This is a genomic window from Gallaecimonas aegicerasi, from assembly GCF_045291545.1.
Taxonomy (GTDB): domain Bacteria; phylum Pseudomonadota; class Gammaproteobacteria; order Enterobacterales; family Gallaecimonadaceae; genus Gallaecimonas.
In genome coordinates, this window is sequence record NZ_CP149514.1 from 596,680 (window position 1) to 616,899 (window position 20,220).

The 20,220-nt window shown below is 55.2% G+C and carries 19 protein-coding genes; 15 read left to right on the forward strand and 4 right to left on the reverse strand.

Annotated elements, in window-relative coordinates:
* The first annotated feature begins 103 nt into the window (after window positions 1–103).
* The 3 genes from WDB70_RS02855 to WDB70_RS02865 all read left to right on the forward strand — a co-directional run bounded on the left by WDB70_RS02855 (window position 104) and on the right by WDB70_RS02865 (window position 4,112).
* Complete coding sequence (locus WDB70_RS02855; protein ID WP_406666425.1) at window positions 104–1,168, forward strand: sensor histidine kinase; 1,065 nt, start codon at window positions 104–106, stop codon at window positions 1,166–1,168.
* Window positions 1,165–1,794, forward strand: a complete 630-nt coding sequence (locus WDB70_RS02860) for a response regulator (RefSeq protein ID WP_406666427.1) — start codon at window positions 1,165–1,167, stop codon at window positions 1,792–1,794. The genes WDB70_RS02855 and WDB70_RS02860 overlap by 4 nt, the downstream gene beginning before the upstream one ends.
* Window positions 1,795–1,871: 77 nt before the next feature.
* Window positions 1,872–4,112 carry a putative bifunctional diguanylate cyclase/phosphodiesterase gene (locus WDB70_RS02865; RefSeq protein ID WP_406666429.1) on the forward strand — a complete coding sequence of 747 codons (2,241 nt, stop codon included), beginning with the start codon at window positions 1,872–1,874 and terminating at the stop codon, window positions 4,110–4,112.
* Here WDB70_RS02865 and WDB70_RS02870 read toward each other — a convergent pair.
* Both WDB70_RS02870 and ygfZ read right to left on the reverse strand, forming a co-directional pair.
* Window positions 4,075–5,331: an NAD(P)/FAD-dependent oxidoreductase gene (locus tag WDB70_RS02870; protein WP_406666431.1), complete on the reverse strand. Its 1,257-nt coding sequence runs from the start codon at window positions 5,329–5,331 to the stop codon at window positions 4,075–4,077. The two genes, WDB70_RS02865 and WDB70_RS02870, sit on opposite strands and share 38 nt — an antisense overlap.
* A 99-nt stretch (window positions 5,332–5,430) precedes the next feature.
* Window positions 5,431–6,393, reverse strand: coding sequence for a tRNA-modifying protein YgfZ (gene ygfZ, locus WDB70_RS02875; RefSeq protein ID WP_406666433.1), 963 nt, complete (start codon window positions 6,391–6,393; stop codon window positions 5,431–5,433).
* 108 nt (window positions 6,394–6,501) lie between these two features.
* On the opposite strand from ygfZ, the gene WDB70_RS02880 reads away from it, so the two are divergent.
* Both WDB70_RS02880 and WDB70_RS02885 read left to right on the forward strand, forming a co-directional pair.
* The gene (locus WDB70_RS02880; protein ID WP_406666435.1) at window positions 6,502–6,765 is read left to right on the forward strand and encodes a succinate dehydrogenase assembly factor 2; all 264 of its coding nucleotides are present in this window, start codon (window positions 6,502–6,504) and stop codon (window positions 6,763–6,765) included.
* Entirely contained in the window at window positions 6,740–7,096 is a 357-nt protein-coding gene (locus WDB70_RS02885) for a hypothetical protein (RefSeq protein ID WP_406666437.1), read from the forward strand. Before WDB70_RS02880 ends, WDB70_RS02885 begins: the two co-directional genes overlap by 26 nt.
* Here WDB70_RS02885 and nadB read toward each other — a convergent pair.
* Entirely contained in the window at window positions 7,044–8,666 is a 1,623-nt protein-coding gene (gene nadB / locus WDB70_RS02890; protein ID WP_406666439.1) for an L-aspartate oxidase, read from the reverse strand. The genes WDB70_RS02885 and nadB overlap by 53 nt on opposite strands.
* A 183-nt stretch (window positions 8,667–8,849) precedes the next feature.
* Between nadB and rpoE the strand changes: the two genes are divergently transcribed.
* The 6 genes from rpoE (at window position 8,850) to WDB70_RS02920 (ending at window position 14,173) form a co-directional block, all read left to right on the forward strand.
* A complete protein-coding gene (rpoE, locus tag WDB70_RS02895; RefSeq protein WP_406668000.1) occupies window positions 8,850–9,434 on the forward strand; it encodes an RNA polymerase sigma factor RpoE in 585 nt (194 codons plus the stop codon).
* Between the two features lie 12 nt (window positions 9,435–9,446).
* Window positions 9,447–10,019: a sigma-E factor negative regulatory protein gene (locus WDB70_RS02900; protein WP_406666441.1), complete on the forward strand. Its 573-nt coding sequence runs from the start codon at window positions 9,447–9,449 to the stop codon at window positions 10,017–10,019.
* The gene (locus WDB70_RS02905; protein ID WP_406666443.1) at window positions 10,016–11,026 is read left to right on the forward strand and encodes a MucB/RseB C-terminal domain-containing protein; all 1,011 of its coding nucleotides are present in this window, start codon (window positions 10,016–10,018) and stop codon (window positions 11,024–11,026) included. The genes WDB70_RS02900 and WDB70_RS02905 overlap by 4 nt, the downstream gene beginning before the upstream one ends.
* On the forward strand, window positions 11,023–11,487 hold the full coding sequence (locus WDB70_RS02910; protein WP_406666445.1) for a SoxR reducing system RseC family protein: 465 nt from the start codon (window positions 11,023–11,025) through the stop codon (window positions 11,485–11,487). The genes WDB70_RS02905 and WDB70_RS02910 overlap by 4 nt, the downstream gene beginning before the upstream one ends.
* Before the next feature lie 1,031 nt (window positions 11,488–12,518).
* The gene (locus WDB70_RS02915) at window positions 12,519–13,103 is read left to right on the forward strand and encodes a hypothetical protein (RefSeq protein ID WP_406666447.1); all 585 of its coding nucleotides are present in this window, start codon (window positions 12,519–12,521) and stop codon (window positions 13,101–13,103) included.
* A complete protein-coding gene (locus WDB70_RS02920; protein WP_406666449.1) occupies window positions 13,103–14,173 on the forward strand; it encodes a DUF262 domain-containing protein in 1,071 nt (356 codons plus the stop codon). Before WDB70_RS02915 ends, WDB70_RS02920 begins: the two co-directional genes overlap by 1 nt.
* Before the next feature lie 28 nt (window positions 14,174–14,201).
* On the opposite strand, the gene WDB70_RS02925 is transcribed toward WDB70_RS02920, so the two are convergent.
* Window positions 14,202–15,152, reverse strand: coding sequence for an IS110 family transposase (locus WDB70_RS02925; protein ID WP_406666451.1), 951 nt, complete (start codon window positions 15,150–15,152; stop codon window positions 14,202–14,204).
* Between the two features lie 274 nt (window positions 15,153–15,426).
* Between WDB70_RS02925 and WDB70_RS02930 the strand changes: the two genes are divergently transcribed.
* The 4 genes from WDB70_RS02930 (at window position 15,427) to lepB (ending at window position 20,213) form a co-directional block, all read left to right on the forward strand.
* Window positions 15,427–15,870, forward strand: a complete 444-nt coding sequence (locus tag WDB70_RS02930; protein ID WP_406666453.1) for a hypothetical protein — start codon at window positions 15,427–15,429, stop codon at window positions 15,868–15,870.
* 118 nt (window positions 15,871–15,988) lie between these two features.
* On the forward strand, window positions 15,989–16,582 hold the full coding sequence (locus tag WDB70_RS02935) for a hypothetical protein (RefSeq protein WP_406666455.1): 594 nt from the start codon (window positions 15,989–15,991) through the stop codon (window positions 16,580–16,582).
* A 910-nt stretch (window positions 16,583–17,492) separates the two neighbouring features.
* A complete protein-coding gene (lepA, locus tag WDB70_RS02940) occupies window positions 17,493–19,283 on the forward strand; it encodes a translation elongation factor 4 (protein WP_406666457.1) in 1,791 nt (596 codons plus the stop codon).
* Between the two features lie 9 nt (window positions 19,284–19,292).
* Window positions 19,293–20,213, forward strand: coding sequence for a signal peptidase I (lepB, locus tag WDB70_RS02945; protein ID WP_406666459.1), 921 nt, complete (start codon window positions 19,293–19,295; stop codon window positions 20,211–20,213).
* Window positions 20,214–20,220: the final 7 nt, after the last annotated feature.

A 20,220-nucleotide genomic window follows, 5' to 3' on the forward strand; every position in this document is an offset into this window, starting at 1 on the left:
AGCATCACGCACACCAGCGCTTGCCAATAGTGCCGCCGGTCATGACGTTGGCTTATGACTTCTGGCCTATTGGCATGCCGGGAAGCAACGGCATAATGGCCCTATGAAAAAACCCGTTTATTTACAGCTGGAGTTTTTGTCCGGCATTACCACCGCCCTTTTGGTCAGCGCACTGTTGCTGTGGCTTCAGCCTGAAGCTGTACTGGCATTGGGCTGCCTGGTGTTTTTAGCGGCGTTTACCTGGAACACCCTGTACCAACGTTCGTTGCTGGCATGGCTTGTTCAGGGCGGCGCTTGTCTGCTGATTTACAGCCAAACGTCGCTGGGCTTTACCGCCATTTTCGGGGTGATCTTCAGCGCTGGGGCACCGTTTTATCTGTCGGCATTGCCGGCCTTGCTGACCACGTTAGTAGCGGCGCTGATTTTTATTGCTAATCAGGTGTGGCATCAGGTGCCGTCGGTGTGGATCTGGGGGCTGCTGTGGGTCATGTTTCATCTGTTTGGCCTGGCCATGACCACGCGCGCACAACGCGAAATGATGGCGCGCGAACACGCCGAAGCGCTCAACCGTGAACTCAAGGCCACGCAAAAACTGCTGCAGGAAACCGGCCGGCAGGCAGAGCGGCTGCGTATTGCCCGTGACTTGCACGATCGCCTGGGCCACCAGCTCACTGGCCTAAGCATTGGCCTGCAAGTGCTGCGTCGCCAGCAACCACAGCTAAGTACTGTACCGGCACTGGAAGCCCAGGCTACAGATGCCCTGCAAGCAGTGCGAATGGCGGTAGAGGATATGCGCCAGCAGCCATTGGCTCTGGCGCCCGCTTTGGCGGAACTGGCCAGCCCGGCCACCGGTTTGACCTTGCATCTGGATCTGTGTGAGCCAGACTCACCGCCGTTGGCGCGGCTGATATTTGATATCAGTCGGGAAGCCATAACCAACACCTTGCGTCATGCCGGCGCCAGCGATGCCTGGCTGACGTTAAGTCGCCATCATCAGCAATGGCGCTGGCATTACCGGGACAACGGTAAGCTGGCCAAGCACTGGCAAGAGGGTAATGGCCTGCGCGGTTTACAAGAGCGCTTGCAACAGGCCGGGAGCCAGTTACAGATTGCACGCGAACAAGGCGCCATGGCATTAACGGCCGAATTTAACGGGAGTGGGCCATGATCAGTGTTTTGCTGGTCGATGATCAGGCGCTGGTGCGCGAGGGCATCGCCAGTTTGTTGGCATTGTCTGACCAGGTCACTGTTGTCGGTAGTGTCGGTGATGGCCAGCAAGCGCTGGCCTGGTTAGCCAGCCACCCGCATCCTGATGTCATCCTGCTGGATTTACGCATGCCCAACCTGGATGGTATTGCAACCTTGCAAGCGCTCACTAACCCGGCGCCAGCGGTGCTGGTGTTGACTACCTTTGATGATCATGAAGCGGTGTTGGCAGCGCTTAAGGCCGGCGCCAAAGGCTACCTGCTCAAGGATGTGTCGCTGGAAACCCTGGTTGCGGGTATTGAAGCGGTGGCAACAGGGCAGCGTTTTATACCTTCTGCATTAACCGAAAGCCTGGCACAGCGGCTGGGCGAGCCTGCCGATGACAGCTGGCGTGGTGTGACCTTCACCCCCAAGGAAGTAGAAATTTTGCGGTTGCTGGCGGCCGGCTATGCCAACCGGGAAATTGCTCAGGCATTGTTCAAGTCAGAAGGCACGGTCAAGAATCAGGTGTCGGTGATCCTCAGTAAGCTCAATGTTCGCGATCGGGCCCAGGCGGTACTCAAGGCCATGGCACAAGGGGTGATTTAACCGTTTGCCCCTTCATATCTTGTCAAAAACGTGCTTTTCTAAACGACTGACAAGGCTGATGAACCGTCATTACAACAATGCCAAATGGATTTCGCCAGGCCCGTGCCCGCGCACAGGTGCTTCATTATGTTGCTGTTGCCCTGCTGTGGCTGCCGGCCGGTATTTTGCTGGCCTGGTTGTTGCTGAGTGAAATGTGGTTGCCTGCTCTGGGCGTGGCATTGTTGCTGGTGGTTTCTGGCTGCCTGCTGTGGTGGTCACGGGGGCGCTTGTCAGCGCAAGCCGGGCTGGACTGCCAGCGGCTGTTCGATCAGCACCCCTTGGCACTGTGGCTGGTTGACAGTGACCTGAGCATCCGCCGCACCAACGCCAAGGCAAGGGCGCTCAGTGGTGACGGCCAGTACCTTACCAGCTTGTTCAACCCTATCTATCGCGGCATGCTGGAAACGGCGATCAGCGATGCGCGCAGTGGTGTGGATGCCGCTGCACCACACGAAATGCGCCTGGCTCTGGATGATCGGGCGGTTAACGTGCTGATCCGTTCCTTACCCGAAGCCGGCGCCGACATGCTGATGGTAGCTGCGGTGGACTTGTCGCTGGAACGGCAAGCCAAGGCATTGCAGGACGTCAGTGACCGGCAGCTACACGAACTGGCCTCACGGCTGCCGCAAGTATTCTGGATTTATGATGTGGCCCGGGGCCGCATGGAATACATCTCCCCCCGATATGAATCGCTGGTTGGCCGTAGTGCCGAGGCCATGCTGGCCAACCCGGAAGACTGGATGCAGTCATTGGTGCCGGAAGACCGCCAGTGGGTACAGGCGATGGTGCAGCGGGGCGATCGGGTTCATCAGGAAACCGAACTGGAATACCGTATTCGCCGCCCGGACGGCAGCCTGCGCTGGATCAAGGACAGCGCTTACCCTATTACCGACGCCGAAGGCCGCAGTATCAAGGTGGCCGGCATCATGACCGACGTCACCGACAGCCGTAATCAGCGCCAGCGGCTCTGGCACCTGGCTCATCATGACCAACTGACGGACCTGGCCAACCGGGTACTGCTTCGCCAGCAGCTGCGCAAGTGGCTGGATGACGGCAGCCACGGCGTTATTTTGCTGTGGGATCTGGACCGCTTCAAAAACATCAATGACACCCTTGGCCATCAGGTCGGTGATCAGATCCTCCAGCAGCAGGCCACTCGCCTGAAAGAAACCTTTGGCCAGGAGTGGATGGTGGCTCGCCCCGGCGGTGACGAATTTGTACTGGCGCGCTGTGGTGATATCAGCGAACAGGCCCTGGAAGATCTACTGGGGCAGCTACGCCAGATCATTATCGAGCCGATTATGCTCGACGGCGACAGCCACTATCTGACCGCCAGTGTCGGGGTGGTGCGTTTTCCTGAGCAGGGGGATGATCCGGAAGAATTGCTGCGCCGGGTGGATGTGGCCATGTACGCCGCAAAGACCGCCGGGCGCGATTCGGTGCGCACTTACTCGGTGGATTTAGTCGGCCCGGAACTGGATGTGGTGCGCATGGAAAACCGGCTGCGTACCGCCCTGGACAATGACGAGTTTCTGCTGCACTTCCAGCCGCAGTTTGCCATTTCACCGCCACGAATGTCGGCAGTAGAAGCGCTGATCCGCTGGCGCCGTGATGATGAACTGGTATCGCCCGGGCAGTTTATTCCGCTGCTGGAAGAAACCAGCCTTATTCGCCAGGTCGGGCGCTGGGTGATTGATGCGGCGCTGGCGCAACTGGCGCAGTGGCATAAAACCTGGCCCCGGCTGTCAATGGCGGTCAATTTGTCGGCCCAGCAGTTTGAAGATGAGGGGCTGGAAGACTACATCGCCGAACGTCTTGAGCACTACGGCATTGCCGGTGAGTTTCTGGAAATTGAGCTGACCGAAAGCACCCTGGTGCGGGAGCCGGTACGCGCCACCGGTTTCTTCCAGAAACTGCGTCAGTACGGGGTGCGCATGGCCGTTGATGACTTTGGCACCGGCTATTCGTCGCTGGCGCACCTGCACCAGTTCGCGCCGCAGGTATTAAAACTTGACCAGCGTTTTGTGCAAAGCATGAGTGATGACCCGAAAGCGGCGGTGATCGTGCGTAATGTTATTGCCATGGCCCATGGGCTGGGCATGGAAGTGGTGGCCGAAGGGGTGGAAGACGCCCAGCCACTGGCCCTGCTCAAAGACATGGGCTGTGACTGGGTGCAGGGCTATTACCTGAGCCGCCCGGTGCCAGCCGATAAACTGGCACCGGAGACGGCGCTGGCCCGGCTTAGTGCAGTTTCAAACGCGGCCGTACCCAGCCGTTAAGTTTGTCGGCAATCATCAGCCCCAGGGTGCGCCAGATCCCAAACAGCGCAAACTGGTGTTTGCGATACAAGGAAATGTACATCCAGCGAGCCAGGTGACCTTCGACAAACAGGGTGCCCTTGGCCAGGTTACCCATCAGCCCGCCGACGGCAGAATGCTCTGCCAGTGACACCAATGAGCCGTAATCCTGGTAGGTAAAGGTATCGCTAAACTCAGCGCCTCTGACCTTGCTGCTCAGCAGCTTGGCCAGGAAGCTGGCCTGCTGGTTGGCGGCCTGTGCCCGTGGTGGCGCGGCATCGCAGCAATCGCCCATGGCGTAGATATGCGGGTCGGACGTTTGTAACTGCGGGTTCACCTGAAACTGCTTGCGTTTGGACACTTCCAGCCCCAGTTCGGCCAGCCAGTCGGCACCGCGGATCCCCGCCGCCCAGACCAGCAGATCGGCTTCGATCTGTTCGTCACCATCCAGGACAAAGGCACTTTTGGTGGCTTCGACCACCTTGGCCCCGGTGCGCACTTTTACGCCGATTTTACTGAGTTCACGCTGCGCCTTACTGGCAATTTTCTCGTTCAGTACCGGCAGTATGCGCGGCCCTGCTTCGAGCAGGGTGATGTCCAGGCTCAGGTGCCGGGCGCCATAGTGGCGGAAAATCTTGGCGGCGCTGTTGAGCTCGGCTGACAGCTCCACGCCGGTGGCGCCGGCACCGACAATGGCTACTTTCAGCAGCGCTTTTTGGTCACTGACGGTATGGGCCTGTACTTTGGATAAAAAGTGGTCGTGAAAGACGTTGGCCTGCTCCGGGCTGTCCAGAAAAAAGGCATGTTCGCTGACCCCGGGGGTGCCAAAATCGGCGCTTTGGCTGCCCACCGCCAGTACCAGGGTGTCGTAATGCAAGTGCTGGTTGCCTGATAAAAAGCGGCCGCGGCTGTCGCGGGTCGGCGCCAGTGTCAGTTGCTGGTTGTCACGGTCCAGCTCGGTCAGTTGCCCCTGCACAAACTGAAAGCCATTGAGCCGGGCCAGGTTTAGATAATCTGCGCCGCCCAGTTCCGGGTTAAAGGCACCGGTGGCCACCTCGTGCAGCAACGGCTTCCAGACATGCTGCCGGTGCTGGTCAATCAGCATGACCTGCGCCAGATGTTTTTTGCCAACCAAGCGGCCCAGACGACAGGCCAGCTCCAGACCGCCAGCGCCACCGCCGACGATAACAATGCGTTGCATAAACGCCTCCTTGTTTTTCAAAATCGTGTTGCTGCACCGCTGCTGTGTTGTTTTGTCTGCGGCACAAAAAAGCCGTGGGCGAGGCCACGGCTTGTTTAATCAACGTAAGGTCAGTTCGCTGTCTGGGTCAGCGGCCAGCCGGAAATGGCTGTCGGCGTCCAGGTCGTTGGCAGCAACGGCCAATACCAGTAACTGGCCATCAGCCTGGCTGGCGGCGCTTACCACCACACCGCCCCGGCGGTAGCTGTCGCCGAGCTTCAGCTCGAGCGTGTCGCCAGCGTCAGGCACCTGGCTGGCTTTACCGTGCAGCTGCCACAGGGCACGTTTGTTGCCGCCACGAAAATGCATCCGCGCCACCACTTCCTGGCCGATGTAACAGCCTTTTTCAAAGTTAATGGCGCCGAGCTTGTCCAGGTTCAGCTGTTGGGGAATGTACTGGCCGCTCAGTGGCGCCGCCAGTTGCGGTATGCCTTGGGTAATTTCCAGGGCAGTCCAGGCGCTGGCGGCCAGCCACTGGCCGTCAAGGCGCGCCGTTAACGTGGCCATGGCTGCCGCCGGCAGGGCCACCAGTAGCCGCTGGCCGGGCAGGCGCAGCAATACGCCGCCGTCGAGCTGGCTGGCCTGATAATCATTGGCCGGTACAGTCAGGCCGGCGTCACGCAGGGCCTGTGCGCCTTGCTCGCCGGCAATGCCCAGTAACAGCAGGTTGTCACTGTCGTCGCTGATCTCGGTTTTACTGAAGACCGCGTATTTGCCCAGGGCCGGCATCTGTTCGCTGATGGCGCTGCGGTGTTCAATAAGCAGCGCATCGTCGGCCTGCCAGCACAGGGTGAAGAGGCCAAGCATTTTCCCCTTGGGGTCGCACTGGGCGGCCAGCGTGGCTTGTTCGCGGCTCAGGGCATTGATATCAGCGGTCAGCTGACCGTGCAGAAAAGCCCGGGTATCGGGACCGCTTAGGCGTACTACGCCTAATTGGGTTAACGGGAACAGCGCCAGTGCAGGCAGTGGGTCTGGCAGGGCATGTTCGGGCAGGGGGTCGCAGATTGCGAGCCAGGATGACATCGACACCTCCTTTTTGCGTGGCGCTATGATAACGCAGCGTGATAGCGGCTGAATAGCGTCGGCAAAGCAAGTACACTTGGGACACTGCGTTTCCCGGAGTACCAGAATATGACTGAACGCCTGAACAAAGCCCGTCTTAAATGGGCATGCCGCCGTGGCATGCTGGAGCTGGACGTGCTGTTCGAGCCCTTTGTTGATCAGGCCTACGACGACCTGAGCGACGCTGATAAAGCCACCTTTGAACGCCTGCTGACCCAGGACGACCCGGATTTGTTTGCCTGGGTCATGGGCCACCAGCGCTGCCCGGACCCGGAGCTGGCTGCCATGGTCCAGCTCATTCTTGACCGTGTCCACGCCCGCATCCGCTCATAACCTGTATTTTCGGCACTGGCCGGGCCGCCGTTGGCTGCGTCTGGTGCCGTTATCTTTGCCGCTTTTGTGCTGGCCCTGGCTGGGCTGGTCGGCACTGGCACTGTTGATTCCCTTATGGTGGCTGCAAGCGCCGCCGCGGCCCCGGCAACTATGGCTGCGTGACGGTGGCCTGTGCCGCCTGGACGGCCAGCCGGTGGCCCTGGGCGCGCAGCTGCAAAGCCCGCTGCTGGTGATGTTTCAAGCTGGCCGGCAATGGTTTTGGGTGTTTCGGCCCGAGCTTAACGACGCTGACTGGCGGCGCCTGCGGCGGGTGTTGGCACAAGCACGCTAGGGCCACTGTCAGCCAGCTGCTCAGGGTAGTCTTTATTAAAGTGCAGGCCGCGCGACTCCTTGCGGGCCATGGCGCAGCGCACAATCAGTTCCGCCACCTGTACCAGGTTGCGCAGCTCCAGCAGGTTATTACTGACCCTGAAATTGGCGTAGTAATCCTCAATTTCCTGCTCCAGCAGTTCAATGCGGTGCAGCGCCCGCTCCAGCCGTTTATTGGTTCTGACAATGCCGACGTAATCCCACATGAACAGCCGTAGTTCATGCCAGTTATGGGCTATGACCACTTCTTCGTCCGAGTCGGTCACCTTTGACTCGTCCCACGGTGGCGCCATCGGCACGGTTTCGGCCCTGGCCAGTTCACCGAGAATATGGCTGGCAGCGGCCTGGCCGAACACCAGGCATTCAAGCAATGAGTTCGAGGCCATGCGGTTAGCCCCGTGCAGGCCGGTGTAGGCCACTTCGCCAACGGCATAGAGGCCAGGCAGGTCGGTCTGGCCGTTGAGGTTGGTCATCACCCCGCCGCAGGTGTAGTGAGCCGCCGGCACCACCGGAATAGGGTCCCGGGTGATATCAATACCCAGCCCCTTGAGCTTGTCGTAGATGGTCGGGAAATGGCGGGTAATAAAGGCGCTGTCTTTATGGGAAATGTCCAGATAGACGCAATCGGCGCCGTGCTTTTTCATTTCATGGTCAATGGCCCGCGCCACCACATCCCGCGGCGCCAGTTCGGCGTCGGGGTGGTAGGCGTCCATAAAGCGGCGGCCATCCTGGTGGCAAAGGTGGGCGCCTTCGCCGCGCAGAGCCTCGGTAATAAGAAAGTTACGGGCCTGCGGGTGGTACAGGCAAGTGGGGTGGAACTGGTTAAATTCCATATTGGCCACCCGGCAGCCAGCGCGCCAGGCCATGGCAATGCCGTCGCCGGAGGCCACATCCGGGTTTGAGGTGTACTGATACACCTTCGAGGCGCCGCCGGTGGCCAGCACCACGGCACGGGCCCGCAAGGTTTCCACCCGCTCGGCGCTGCGGTTCCAGACATAAGCACCAAAGCAGCGGTTATCGGCCAGCGCGAACTTGTCACCGGTCAGCAGATCAATGGCGTTGTGGGATTCGAGCAGCGTAATGTTAGGGTGGCGGTGTACCTGCTGCACCAGCGTCAGCTGCACCGCTTTGCCGGTGGCGTCGGCGGCATGCAGAATACGGCGGTGGCTGTGGCCTCCTTCGCGGGTCAGGTGAAAACGTCCTTCACCGGCTTCACGGTCAAACGGTACGCCCAGGTCAATCAGCCAGTTCAGCGCAGACTTGGCATGGCTGGCGGTAAACTCCACCGCCGCTGGATCGCAAATACCGGCACCGGCAATCAGGGTGTCTTCAACGTGGCTGGCAATGGAGTCGTCTTCGTCAAAGACCGCGGCAATGCCCCCTTGGGCATAATAAGTGGAGCCTTCTCGCAAAGGCCCCTTGGCCAATACCGTGACCTGGGCATGGTCAGCCAGTTTCAGGGCCAGGGTCAGGCCGGCAGCGCCGCTGCCGATGACCAGTACGTCACAGAGATAGTCAGTGTGCAGGTGCATACAGTATGATGACAGGCAGGTTACGCTGGGCAATGCGGCGCAGTATCTCGCCAAAGACCGGGGGAGTCAAAAAAGTGCGAACACAATGGAACTTCCCCGACTCAGCCCCGTCATACAGGTGGCGCTTGTACCGAGTCACAACGCACAAAGACAGAGAAAAGCATGTTGGGAGAACAGGCTCGGATGACTGAGCAGACCGTAGATAACGACCTGGAGCTAGTCCGGCGCGTGCAGCGTGGTGACAAACAGGCGTTCAATCTGCTGGTGGCCAAGTACCAGCATCGCCTGGCGAGCCTGGTCGGCCGTTATGTGAAAAATCAGGGCGATGTCAGCGATGTTGTGCAGGAAGCCTTCATCAAGGCGTACCGTGCCTTGCCCAACTTCCGTGGCGAGAGTGCGTTTTACACCTGGCTGTACCGCATTGCTGTCAACAGCGCCAAGAATTATCTGGTGGCCCAGGGCCGCCGGCCGCCTGCCAACGATGTTGACGCGCAGGATGCCGAGTTTTACGACAGCGCCGACGCGCTGCGGGAAGTTGACAGCCCCGAACGCATTTTGCTGTCAGACGAGATTAAACGGGTGGTGTTTGAAACCATGGAGTCCCTGCCGGACGACTTGCGTAGTGCCATCACCTTACGGGAAATGGAAGGGCTGAGTTACGAGGAAATAGCCACCGTTATGGAGTGCCCGGTAGGGACGGTACGGTCGCGGATCTTCAGGGCCCGGGAAGCGATAGACAAACGGCTACAACCTTTGCTCAGGCGTTAAGGGTAACTGAATATGGCACAGCATCGTGACGAACACTTCTCAGCGCTGATCGACGGGCACCACCGCCTCGACGACAGTCAGCTTGAAGCGCTTAAAACTGACCCACAAGCGGCTGAGCGCTGGCAGCGTTATCACCTGATTGGTGACACCCTGCGCGGCGAGTTACCGGCCAGTGTGGAACTGGACATTTGCGCCCGTGTGGCCGCCGCCCTGGACGACGAGCCGGCTTTGCTGGCCCCCAAGGCGGTCAGCCAGCCCCGCGGCGTTAAAGGCTTCTGGCGGCCGGTCATGCAATTCGCTGTTGCCGCCTCTGTGGCGTTGGTGGCCATTGTCGGTGTACAGCAGTACGGCCAGCACAATGACCTGCCACAACCGGCCAGCACGCCGGTGCTCTCTACCCTGCCTGCGCTGGGTACCGCCGCGCCAGTGAGCCTGGAAGCCAACCCGCAGCGTGAACAGCAGGGCCGGCTGGTACAGGCCGAACAGCAGCGCCGGGTGAACGCCTACCTGCAAGACCATGCCCAGCAACTGCGCTTGCAGGACAACGAACAGACCCAACAACAGGAAGAGGCCAATCCGCAATGATGGCATCGTTGTTGATTCTGGCGGCGCTGTCAGCGTCGCCAGTTCAACAGGCACCCTCCGCACAAACTCAACCGGTTTCATCCGCCAGCAGTACGGCCACCGTAACTGACCCCGCTGACAGTGAAGATCCCCAGGTTTGGCTAAAAGCCATGTCGCAAGCGCTGACCCACGACGACTTCGTGCTGTCGTTGGTCAAAGTGCAAAATGGCCGCTTGCAGCCCTTTCGTTATGAACACGGCCTGGTTGACGGCAAAGTCATTGAACATCTGGTGTTTTTGAACGGGCCGCCCCGCGAAGTAGTGCGCCGCGGCAGTGTAGTGACCCTGCTTGACACCGAACATCAGCCGTTTTCCTACCGCTCTGACAGCATTCGTGGCCCCATACCTGACGCGCTGATTGGCCCTGCCGCCGCCCTGAGCCAGTATTATGATCTGGTGCTGGCGGGCAATTCCCGCATTGCCGGGCGCAGCGCCCAGTTGCTGCGCATTGTGCCCAAAGACAAATACCGCCACGGTTACTGGATCTGGATTGACCGGCAAAGTTACCTGCCACTGCGGGTTGACCGCGTTACCCAGCGCTCCGGCGTAGTGGAGCAACTGATGGTGGTTGATATGAATGTGACCAAAACCCCATCAGAACACCTGCAAAAAGTGGCCAAGGCCAGCTTCCCGGCACCGGCCAGCGGCGTGGTGCAAAGCGATCCGAAAGCCCTTGGCAAAGTGAACTGGCTGCCGCCGGGCTTTAAACCGGTCACGGCCAACTACCACCACCTGGCGTTACTGGGCGACGGCGTAGACTACTGGCTGTTCTCTGACGGCCTGGCCGAAATTGCCGTGTACATCAACCCCAATGCGCCAAACCAGGAGCTGACCGTACACAAACGCGGTTACTACAACGTGGTGGGGGTAAACCATAACGGCATTGAAGTGATGGCCGTAGGCACTGTACCCACCGCCGCCTTGGAGCAGGTAGCTGGGCAAGTGAGCCTGAGGCGGCAACAGCCATGATCGAGCGTGACGTGCAGGTGGTGTCGGTAACCGGCCAGCAGGTGCTGGTACAGTTTCAGCGCCAGTCCAGCTGTGACAGTTGTTCAAGCAACGACAGCTGCGGCAACGGCCAGCTTTCCAAGGCACTGTCGCGGCGGCTGGACGTACTGAGCTTTCGCTGCACCGAGCCGGTTGCTGCCGGTGACTGGGTGCGGGTAGGCATCAGCGAACAAAGCCTGGTGCGCGGCACTATGGTGCTGTACATGCTGCCGCTGCTGTGCCTGATTATTGCCGCCATGGTGGTGGCCTCCTTTAGCCAGCAATACGGCGCCAGCGAACTCTGGACACTGGCCGCCATGGTGCTCGGTGGCTACGGCGGTTTTCGCTGGGCCGCCCGGTTGGCCCCGAAAGTGGTTAGCGAACCTACCCTTATCAAAGTGCTGGGCCGCCAGGCCATGGCCATTGCTACCAACGCCGGCTAAGCCCGGCGCACATCACATCCTTAGTTATCCGCTATTTACCCCCTTCACCAAGGCGGGTAGGGTAGTGCTATGGGTTTATGGAAAGGCACCACAACACGGCACACAGGGACAGTGCGACCCGCAACGCAAGGGCGGTAGCGTGTCTAAATCCCCCTTTCTGACCACTCTTTAACGCATTTGATGTTCCTGCACCGGCAGGCGGTTTTTTTGCCCGTTAAGTGCAGCGCCAGCGGAACATGGGCGAGGGTTTTGCTGACTTTTGCCCCACAAAAGTCAGGCGCGTGCAGGGGCGCCCCCCTGCAATAAAGCCGGTAAACACCGGGCCGACCATTGAGTAAGCGGAACATCCAAATAGGTTTTGATGTGCCTGCGGCACAGGCTTTTTCTTCGCGGGGGGCGCCCCGCAAGCGCGGTACTTTTGCGGCAAAAGTACCCAAAACCATGCCCCATGCTCCGCTTACCCTTCGCCTCTGGTCGTTCTCAGGACACCGGTTCATACGTGCTCCCGGCACGTATTCGCCTGCCTCGACATCCCTGTCTCGGCTGGCCTTTCACTTCCGGCGGCTCAGCGCTGCGCTTAACGGGGCAAAAGAGCCTTGCCCGAGTAGGCATGGCAGACAATCAGAGAGTGGGTTGACGAATGTGGTTCAGGAATGGGCTCCGCCCCATGTCAGCACCACCTGTGCGTAACTGACCATATCGTGCTGTGTTTACATACAGTGTATATTGATATGTCGAGTACCTGTGCATGGATCGATGCAGGGTTATGCTCATTTGCTACTGGGATCAGCGTTTAAAATGGTTCAGTATCAGGTTATTACGGACATTGTGTAGTGGGATACTGCGCACAAAGTGTCATACAAATGCGCATGCTCGTTTTCAACGGAGGGGAATGGCTGTGATTTATCATTTATCCAGTCTATACAGTCAGTTAGTAACATCTTCTCGGTTCTTTGCTTGAGCAAAAACACGCATGCGCGGTATTAAAATGTTAGGCCAACGTCATATATAGAGTTTTTTGGGAAATATCTATGAACCACATTGAGTCGATAGAAGCTGGCTTGAAGGATAAAAAACCTTACAACGAAATAGTCCGTAAAGTGTATTTGGCGTACCCAACCAAGGCGTTTGTTGGAGATGAAGAGAGGCAATACCAAATACTTAATGATATAAGTTGCTTTTTTGATGTGCCAATCATGTCTATTCAAGTAGCTGGCTCAGCAAAAACAGGCCGTAGCTTCCATAAAAAAAGAGATTTTGAAGTAAGAAACTCCGATTTGGACATCGCGATAATTGATCCAATCCTATATCAGAAGTACATGGAAAACATATTTTCGGTGACCAAAGGTTATTCTGACCGTACGGGCTTTCGCGTTAAGGATGGGAAATCGACAATTGAAGAGTATCTATCCTATCTAAACAAGGGGATATTCAGAGCTGACTTGATGCCGGTATGCGAGGCGAGAAAAAAGTGGAACCAGTTTTTTGGTAAGCTATCTCAAAGGCATGGAGACCTATTTAAATCCATAAATGCTGGTATCTACATGTCTCAGATGTTCTTTGAGAATAAGCAAAGATCAGCAATAAAAAACTATATAGATACTAAGGCAGTGTAATGATTGATTATCGAGTAAGGTCCGTTTCCCTATTGAATCTTGTTAACGACATTCGTAGTGGCAGGCTAATTCCAGATGCTTACTTCCAAAGAAATCTTGTATGGCGTGAAGTTCACAATATAGATTTCATAAAAACAATATTGTTAGGGCTTCCATTTCCTCAAATATTTATATCAAAGGGGAAGGTCGATGTTGCAAGTATGTCGACTGTATCGTGCATCGTTGATGGACAGCAAAGAGCAAATGCGATTATTCAGTATATTGAGGATAACTTTTCAGTCGACGGAAAGTATTATAGCGATCTGACTGAGGCTGAAAAATCGGATTTCCTGAAATACGAGGTCGCAGTCATTGAGCTTGATCTTGATAACGATGACCCAAAAGTACAGGAGATATTCCAAAGAATAAATAGAACGTCTAATTCATTGACTACAATAGAAAAGATGGCGTCGGAGTTCTCAACATCATACTACATGCTTGTTGCTAAACTTCTTTCTGATCAAATCGATATTAATAGTAAAAACGTCGATGAATTTAAGGAAGATCCGAATATACCCGAGGAGTTTTATAGGTGGGCGAGAAAGAAGAAGGTTTCCAAGTTCACTCAGCTAATCACTAAAAAGGGCATATTTACTCCGAGAGAGATATCGAGAAAGGTCCACCTTATGCACGTCCTAAATATTATGACAAGTGTGTTGGTGGGCTTCTACAACCGAAATGAAAAGGCCGTTGAAAACCTTAACGACTACGCAGAAATATTTGATGAACGAGATGATATATTAGATACATTGGAGTTGGCAGCTGATATTGTGCTAAAGCTTAAACTAAGATCAAAATCGTATTTTCTTAATAAAGCAAACATTTATAGCTTGTTAGTTTCATTGGCTCAATTTGTGCGCGATGGAAACGATATTGATGTCGATATTCTAAAACAGCAGCTCGACGAATTTGAAGGCAATATTCCGGAAGACTATAGGCTTGCTGCTGCCGAGGGTGTCAACTCGACCAAAGCTCGTCAGTTAAGAAATACATATATTTCCACAATGGTTCAACGTGCAATAAAGGCCTAACAAGTGACTGTGGCGTTCTGTCAATTAATTAAGCCTCTTTTTCGGTCCATTTCTCACCGTTTTTAACCATGGTATTGAGGATGACGATGAGCTTTCTCATACAGGCTATCAAGGCGACTTTGGGAAGCTTTCCGGCGGCTTTGAGGTGGTGGTAGTAACGGCTAAATACCGGGTTGCACTGGATGGCAGACATCATCGCCATAAACATCACGGTACGCACCCGGTGGCGGCCTCCTCGGATACGACGCTTGCCCTGGTATGAGCCACTTTCCTTGTTCATGGGAGCTACGCCGACAAGGGCAGCTATCTCTTTTCGGTTCAAGTTACCCAGTTCCGGTAGTTCGCTGAGCAGGGTATAGGCCAGCACTTTACCCACACCGGGGACGCTGGTCAGGATCTCGGATTTCGAGCGCCAGTGTTTGGCTTGTACCACCAGGACATCCAGCTGCTTGGTAATCGTTTCAATCTGCTTTTCCAAGGTTTTCAGCAATGCCGCTATTGAGGCGTGGAGCGTCTTGGGCAGGATCTGCAGACGATTTTTCTCCATGGTGGCCATCTCAAGAAGCTGTGTCCGCCTGATAAGCAAGTCTTTGATTAACCGAGACTGTTCATCGGGTATGGGTTTGAACTCGGGTTTGATGGTTGCGGCGAAGCGGGCAATAACACTGGCATCTATCTTGTCGGTTTTAGCCAGCACACAGATAACCTGGGCAAAGCGGCGCACCTGAATAGGGTTCACCACAATGATGGGCAGTTCGGCTTTGTCGCAGGCGAAAACCAAGGCATGTTCATAGCGGCCTGTCGCTTCCACCACGATGCTTTTTGGCTGGTGCTGCTGGAGTACTTGGATGACTTTTTGAATGTGCGTTTCATCGTTGGGCACAGTGAAATGGAGGTCGAGGGGATGAAGGGCAATATCGAGTTTGGACTTGCCGACATCGACGCCGACATGGATCTGAAGTTGGTTTTTATTGTTCATGGTAATAAGCTGACTCTGCCTTGCTATGCGGGCTCGAGGCCCCGATGACTGTTCGAGTTATCGCTTCGGAGTTATGCAGCGCTACCCACTTGTTACCGGTCTCTCGAAAGAGGAGCCAGCGCTACACCGAGCTGCTGCATAAAGGCCCTCAATGGCCGTTGAGGATGGGCCTCCAATTTACCCGTTTTCAAGCAGAATCAACCATACAAAACGCGTAAGGCGGACGTCCCTATCGGGCCGCCGCTTCGCTCAGCGTTATGCCTAGGGAGTAATTATGCAATCCGTCGATAATTTTTTGAAAGGATTTTGCTATGGAACTGGATTCTCTATAGCAGTAGCTCTAATCACTAGCGTCTATTTAAGCTATATCTACGCGAGCAGTGAAGCCACGTACAGAAAAAACCTGGCCGAGATTTATCAATCCGAAAGTTTTGATGTTAGCAAAGCAATTTCGCCTAAGATAATCAAATATCAGGTTGATGGTTCGAAATTGGTTATATTGTCGTCAGTATCAAATTCATCTGTAGGTCATCTAGGATATTACCTTAAGTTTCGTGTAACAGATAAAAAAGGAAGTATTGGTTTATGCCGGCAAGATATTGAGCCAGAGTATGGTCGAGGTGGTGAGGCTACCTTTCAGACTATCTGCGCACCATTTGGCGTTGATGTAAGCTCAATCCAGAGAGTTGAGGTTAGCTTAGGTCGAGGTAGTGGATAAAAATTCGGACTGCGTAAACGCAGCCGCTTAGCATATCGTAAAACGATACAAGTAAATCCCGGTGTCGCCTACGGCGCACCTGATTTAGGCGTTAGCCATCTAAATGGAGTCTTGAATTTTGAAGAAATATGTATTTTTATTGGTGATAGCGTTTGCCACAACTGGATGTGTAAGTTTTCAACCCACGAAACTCGACTACCAACCTGCCAAGAACACTAAGTTAGTTGTTACTGATAATCGACCTAAAAATCAAAAAGAAACTGAAATGCTTTCGTACCTTATCACTAATTGTGATTATGGAATTCAGCGACTTGGCGATGAATGGACTACACCGAATAAGATTGAATTCTTTAAATCAAAAATTTCAAATAAATTTCCTGAAGCTCAAAATTTAGTGATCAATACCTTCGTAATCTATAACAATATGCAATATCAACTTCGTGAAGGTAACATCTATAGAGGACCTATTTGGTCAGCCTTGGAATGCAATGAGCCTACGGACAGGTTCACCATGTATACACCTGAAGAAAACCCCGAACGAAAAAATATAATAATAGGTACATTTGAGGGAAGTATCGATGGCAGGAAATATTCAGTAAGATCTACTGAAATACCTACATGCCCACAAGGAATGGATGAATGTAATGGTTTAGTGGCGAGAGGTAATGCGATTAAGAAGATCTTAGAAAATATTATTTCTCAAATTAGATAAAGTGGCTAACAAGTGACTGTGGTATTTCGTCAATAGATTAGGCCGTTTTTTCGCGCCATTTTTCACCGTTTCTGACCATGGTGTTGAGGATTACGGTGAGCCGGGAATGACGAACACAGCGTCAGCGCGGAACATGGGTAAGGGTTTTGCTGACTTTTGCCCTACAAAAGTCAGGCGCGTGCAGGGGCGCCCCCTGCAATAAAGCTGGTAAGCACCGACCATTGAGTGAACGAAACATCCAATCGGGTTTTGATGTACCTGCGGCACAGCTATTTGTATGCCGGTTCCCGCACCGGCGGCAGGTTTTGTCCAGCTCTGATTTACTCGCCATTGGTAATCGTGACTGCGGTCTTCTGTTTGCTTTCCGCCCGTTAAGTGCAGCGCTAGCGGAACATGGGCAAGGGTTTTGCTGACTTTTGCCCTACAAAAGTCAGGCGCGTGCAGGGGCGCCCCCCTGCAATAAAGCCGGTAAAAACACCGCGCCGTGCGGAACACGGGCAAGAATTTTGCTGACTTTTGCCGCCAAAAGTCAGGCGCGGCCCTGTAATGAACCTCTTGGCAATTAATAGGGCGTTACAAATATCCTCGCCACTGAAACACCCCCGGCCCCACGGGCTTAGTGCTGCCCTGGTGCGCTGCTTTTATGCCCCTCTCTTAGCTACACACCGCGCTTTGCCAGCATTGCCGCTGGGTGCCTGTGTTCTGGTAAAGCCTTCGGCTACCCCGGCACGGGGTTGAACCCTCGGCTCCCGCTGCGTAACTGAGCCGCTACGCGCCTATTTTTTCACTTTGGGTACTGTATAATCGCCGGCAATTCTTGAGCGATGACGACCGAGCGCGCACCGCCATAGAGCGGGCTGACCCAACAAGGGCAGTACAGCGAGCTAGCCAGAGGCAAAAACCTTTATATATGAAGCATATACGCAACTTTTCTATTATCGCCCACATTGACCACGGTAAATCGACGCTGTCAGATCGACTGATCCAGGTCTGCGGTGGCCTGACTGACCGCGAAATGCAACAGCAGGTGCTGGACTCCATGGACCTGGAGCGTGAGCGTGGTATTACCATCAAGGCCCAGAGCGTAACGCTGAACTATCAGGCCAATGACGGTGAAACTTACCAGCTGAACTTCATCGACACCCCCGGCCACGTTGACTTCTCCTATGAAGTGTCGCGCTCGCTGGCAGCCTGTGAAGGCGCCTTGCTGGTGGTGGATGCCGGGCAGGGCGTTGAAGCGCAAACCCTGGCTAACTGCTATACCGCCATCGAAATGGATTTGGAAGTGGTGCCGGTACTGAACAAGATTGACTTGCCACAGGCCGACCCGGAGCGGGTCGCCACGGAAATTGAAGACATTGTCGGCATTGAAGCGGTAGATGCGGTGCGCTGTTCGGCGAAAACCGGCGTCGGTGTAGACGATGTGCTGGAGCGCATCGTGCAGGCCATTCCGGCCCCGGAAGGGGACCCGGAAGCGCCGCTGCAAGCGCTGATCATCGACTCTTGGTTCGACTCTTATCAGGGCGTGGTGTCGTTGGTGCGCATTAAAAACGGCTCTTTGAAAAAGGGCGACAAAATCAAGGTAATGAGCACCGGCCAGGCCTGGGGTGTGGACCGCATCGGTATTTTCACGCCCAAGCAAAAAGACACCGACGGTCTTAAATGCGGTGAAGTGGGCTGGGTGGTGTGCGGCATCAAAGACATTCACGGTGCACCGGTAGGCGATACCCTGACCCACGCCAAACATGGCTCAGACAAGGCGCTGCCGGGCTTTAAGCGGGTGAAACCGCAGGTGTATGCGGGCCTTTTCCCGATCAGCTCTGACGATTACGAGTCGTTCCGTGATGCCCTTGGCAAGCTGGCACTTAATGATGCGTCGCTGTTTTTTGAACCGGAAACCTCCACCGCCCTTGGCTTTGGCTTTCGCCTCGGCTTTTTGGGCATGCTGCACATGGAAATTATCCAGGAGCGGCTGGAGCGTGAATACGATCTGGATCTCATTACTACCGCTCCGACGGTGGTGTACGAGGTAGTAAAAACCGACGGCGAAACCGTTCAGGTGGATAACCCGTCAGTGTTGCCGCCGATTCAGAATATTGAAGAGATCCGTGAACCCATTGTTGAAGCGCACATTCTGGTGCCCTCTGAATACCTGGGTAATGTGATCACCCTGTGCGTGGAAAAACGCGGCATGCAGACCAACATGGTCTATCACGGTAATCAGGTAGCGCTGACCTACGAACTGCCCATGGCAGAAGTGGTACTGGACTTCTTTGACCGCCTGAAGTCCACCAGCCGCGGCTATGCGTCACTGGATTACAACTTCAAGCGTTTTGAAACTGCCGATATGGTGCGCCTGGATGTGCTGATCAACGGCGACCGGGTGGATGCGCTGGCCATTATTACCCACAAGGAAAATGCCCAGTACCGTGGCCGTGAGCTGGTGGAAAAAATGAAGGAACTTATCCCCCGCCAGATGTTCGATATTGCTATACAAGCGGCCATCGGCAACCACGTTATTGCCCGTTCCACGGTCAAGGCGCTGCGTAAGGATGTAACCGCCAAGTGTTATGGCGGCGATGTTAGCCGTAAGAAAAAACTTCTTCAAAAACAAAAAGAAGGTAAGAAACGGATGAAGCAACTGGGGAACGTGGAAGTCCCTCAGGAAGCCTTCCTTGCCATCTTGAAGGTTGGAAAATAAGGACTCCCTATGGCGCAATATTTCTCCATTTTTCTGGTGATCGTTACTGCCATCACCGGCCTTATCTGGGCATTAGACCGCTGGCGCTGGGCGCCGCAGCGGCGTGCGGCCCTGGCAAAAGCAGAAGCCAGTGCCGAGCAGCCGCTGGATGACAGCGCCAAGGAAGCGCTGCTGGCCGAGCCCGGCTGGGTGGAGAGCTTTAAGGGCGCCTTCCCGGTGATTGCCGTGGTGCTGGTGCTGCGCTCCTTTATTTTTGAACCCTTCCAGATCCCGTCTGGCTCAATGATGCCAACACTGCTGGTAGGGGATTTTATCCTGGTGCAAAAGTACGCCTACGGCCTCAAAGATCCGGTATTTAACGACAAGATCATCAGTACCGGTGAACCCAAGCGCGGCGACATTATTGTCTTTAAGTACCCACCGGACCCGAGCATTGATTACATCAAGCGGGTGGTTGGCCTGCCGGGCGATAAAATTATCTACCGCAACAAGCATCTGTATATTCAGCCGGCCTGCCATGAAGGGCAGTCACCTTGCCCGGGCATTGAGCCTGTGGCCAGCGTTGAACAGGGGCCAAGCCAGTATCTGATGGGCAATTTCCCGCTGACGCTGCACAAAGAAACCCTGGGCAAGGTTACCCACGATACCCTGCGCGCCAGCGGTTATCCGGAACAGATTGGTGACTACTTCCGCCAGCCGGGCATGGCGCGCGGTGAATGGATTGTGCCCAAAGGCCATTATTTCGCCATGGGCGACAACCGCGATAACAGCTCAGACTCACGCTACTGGGGCTTTGTACCGGAGAAAAACCTGCTGGGTAAAGCGGTGTTTATCTGGATGAGCTTCGACATGGACCGCAGCCCCGATAGCTGGCTACCAAGCTGGGTGCCGACCGGCGTTCGATTTAGCCGCCTCGGTCCCATAAAATAACGTAGAG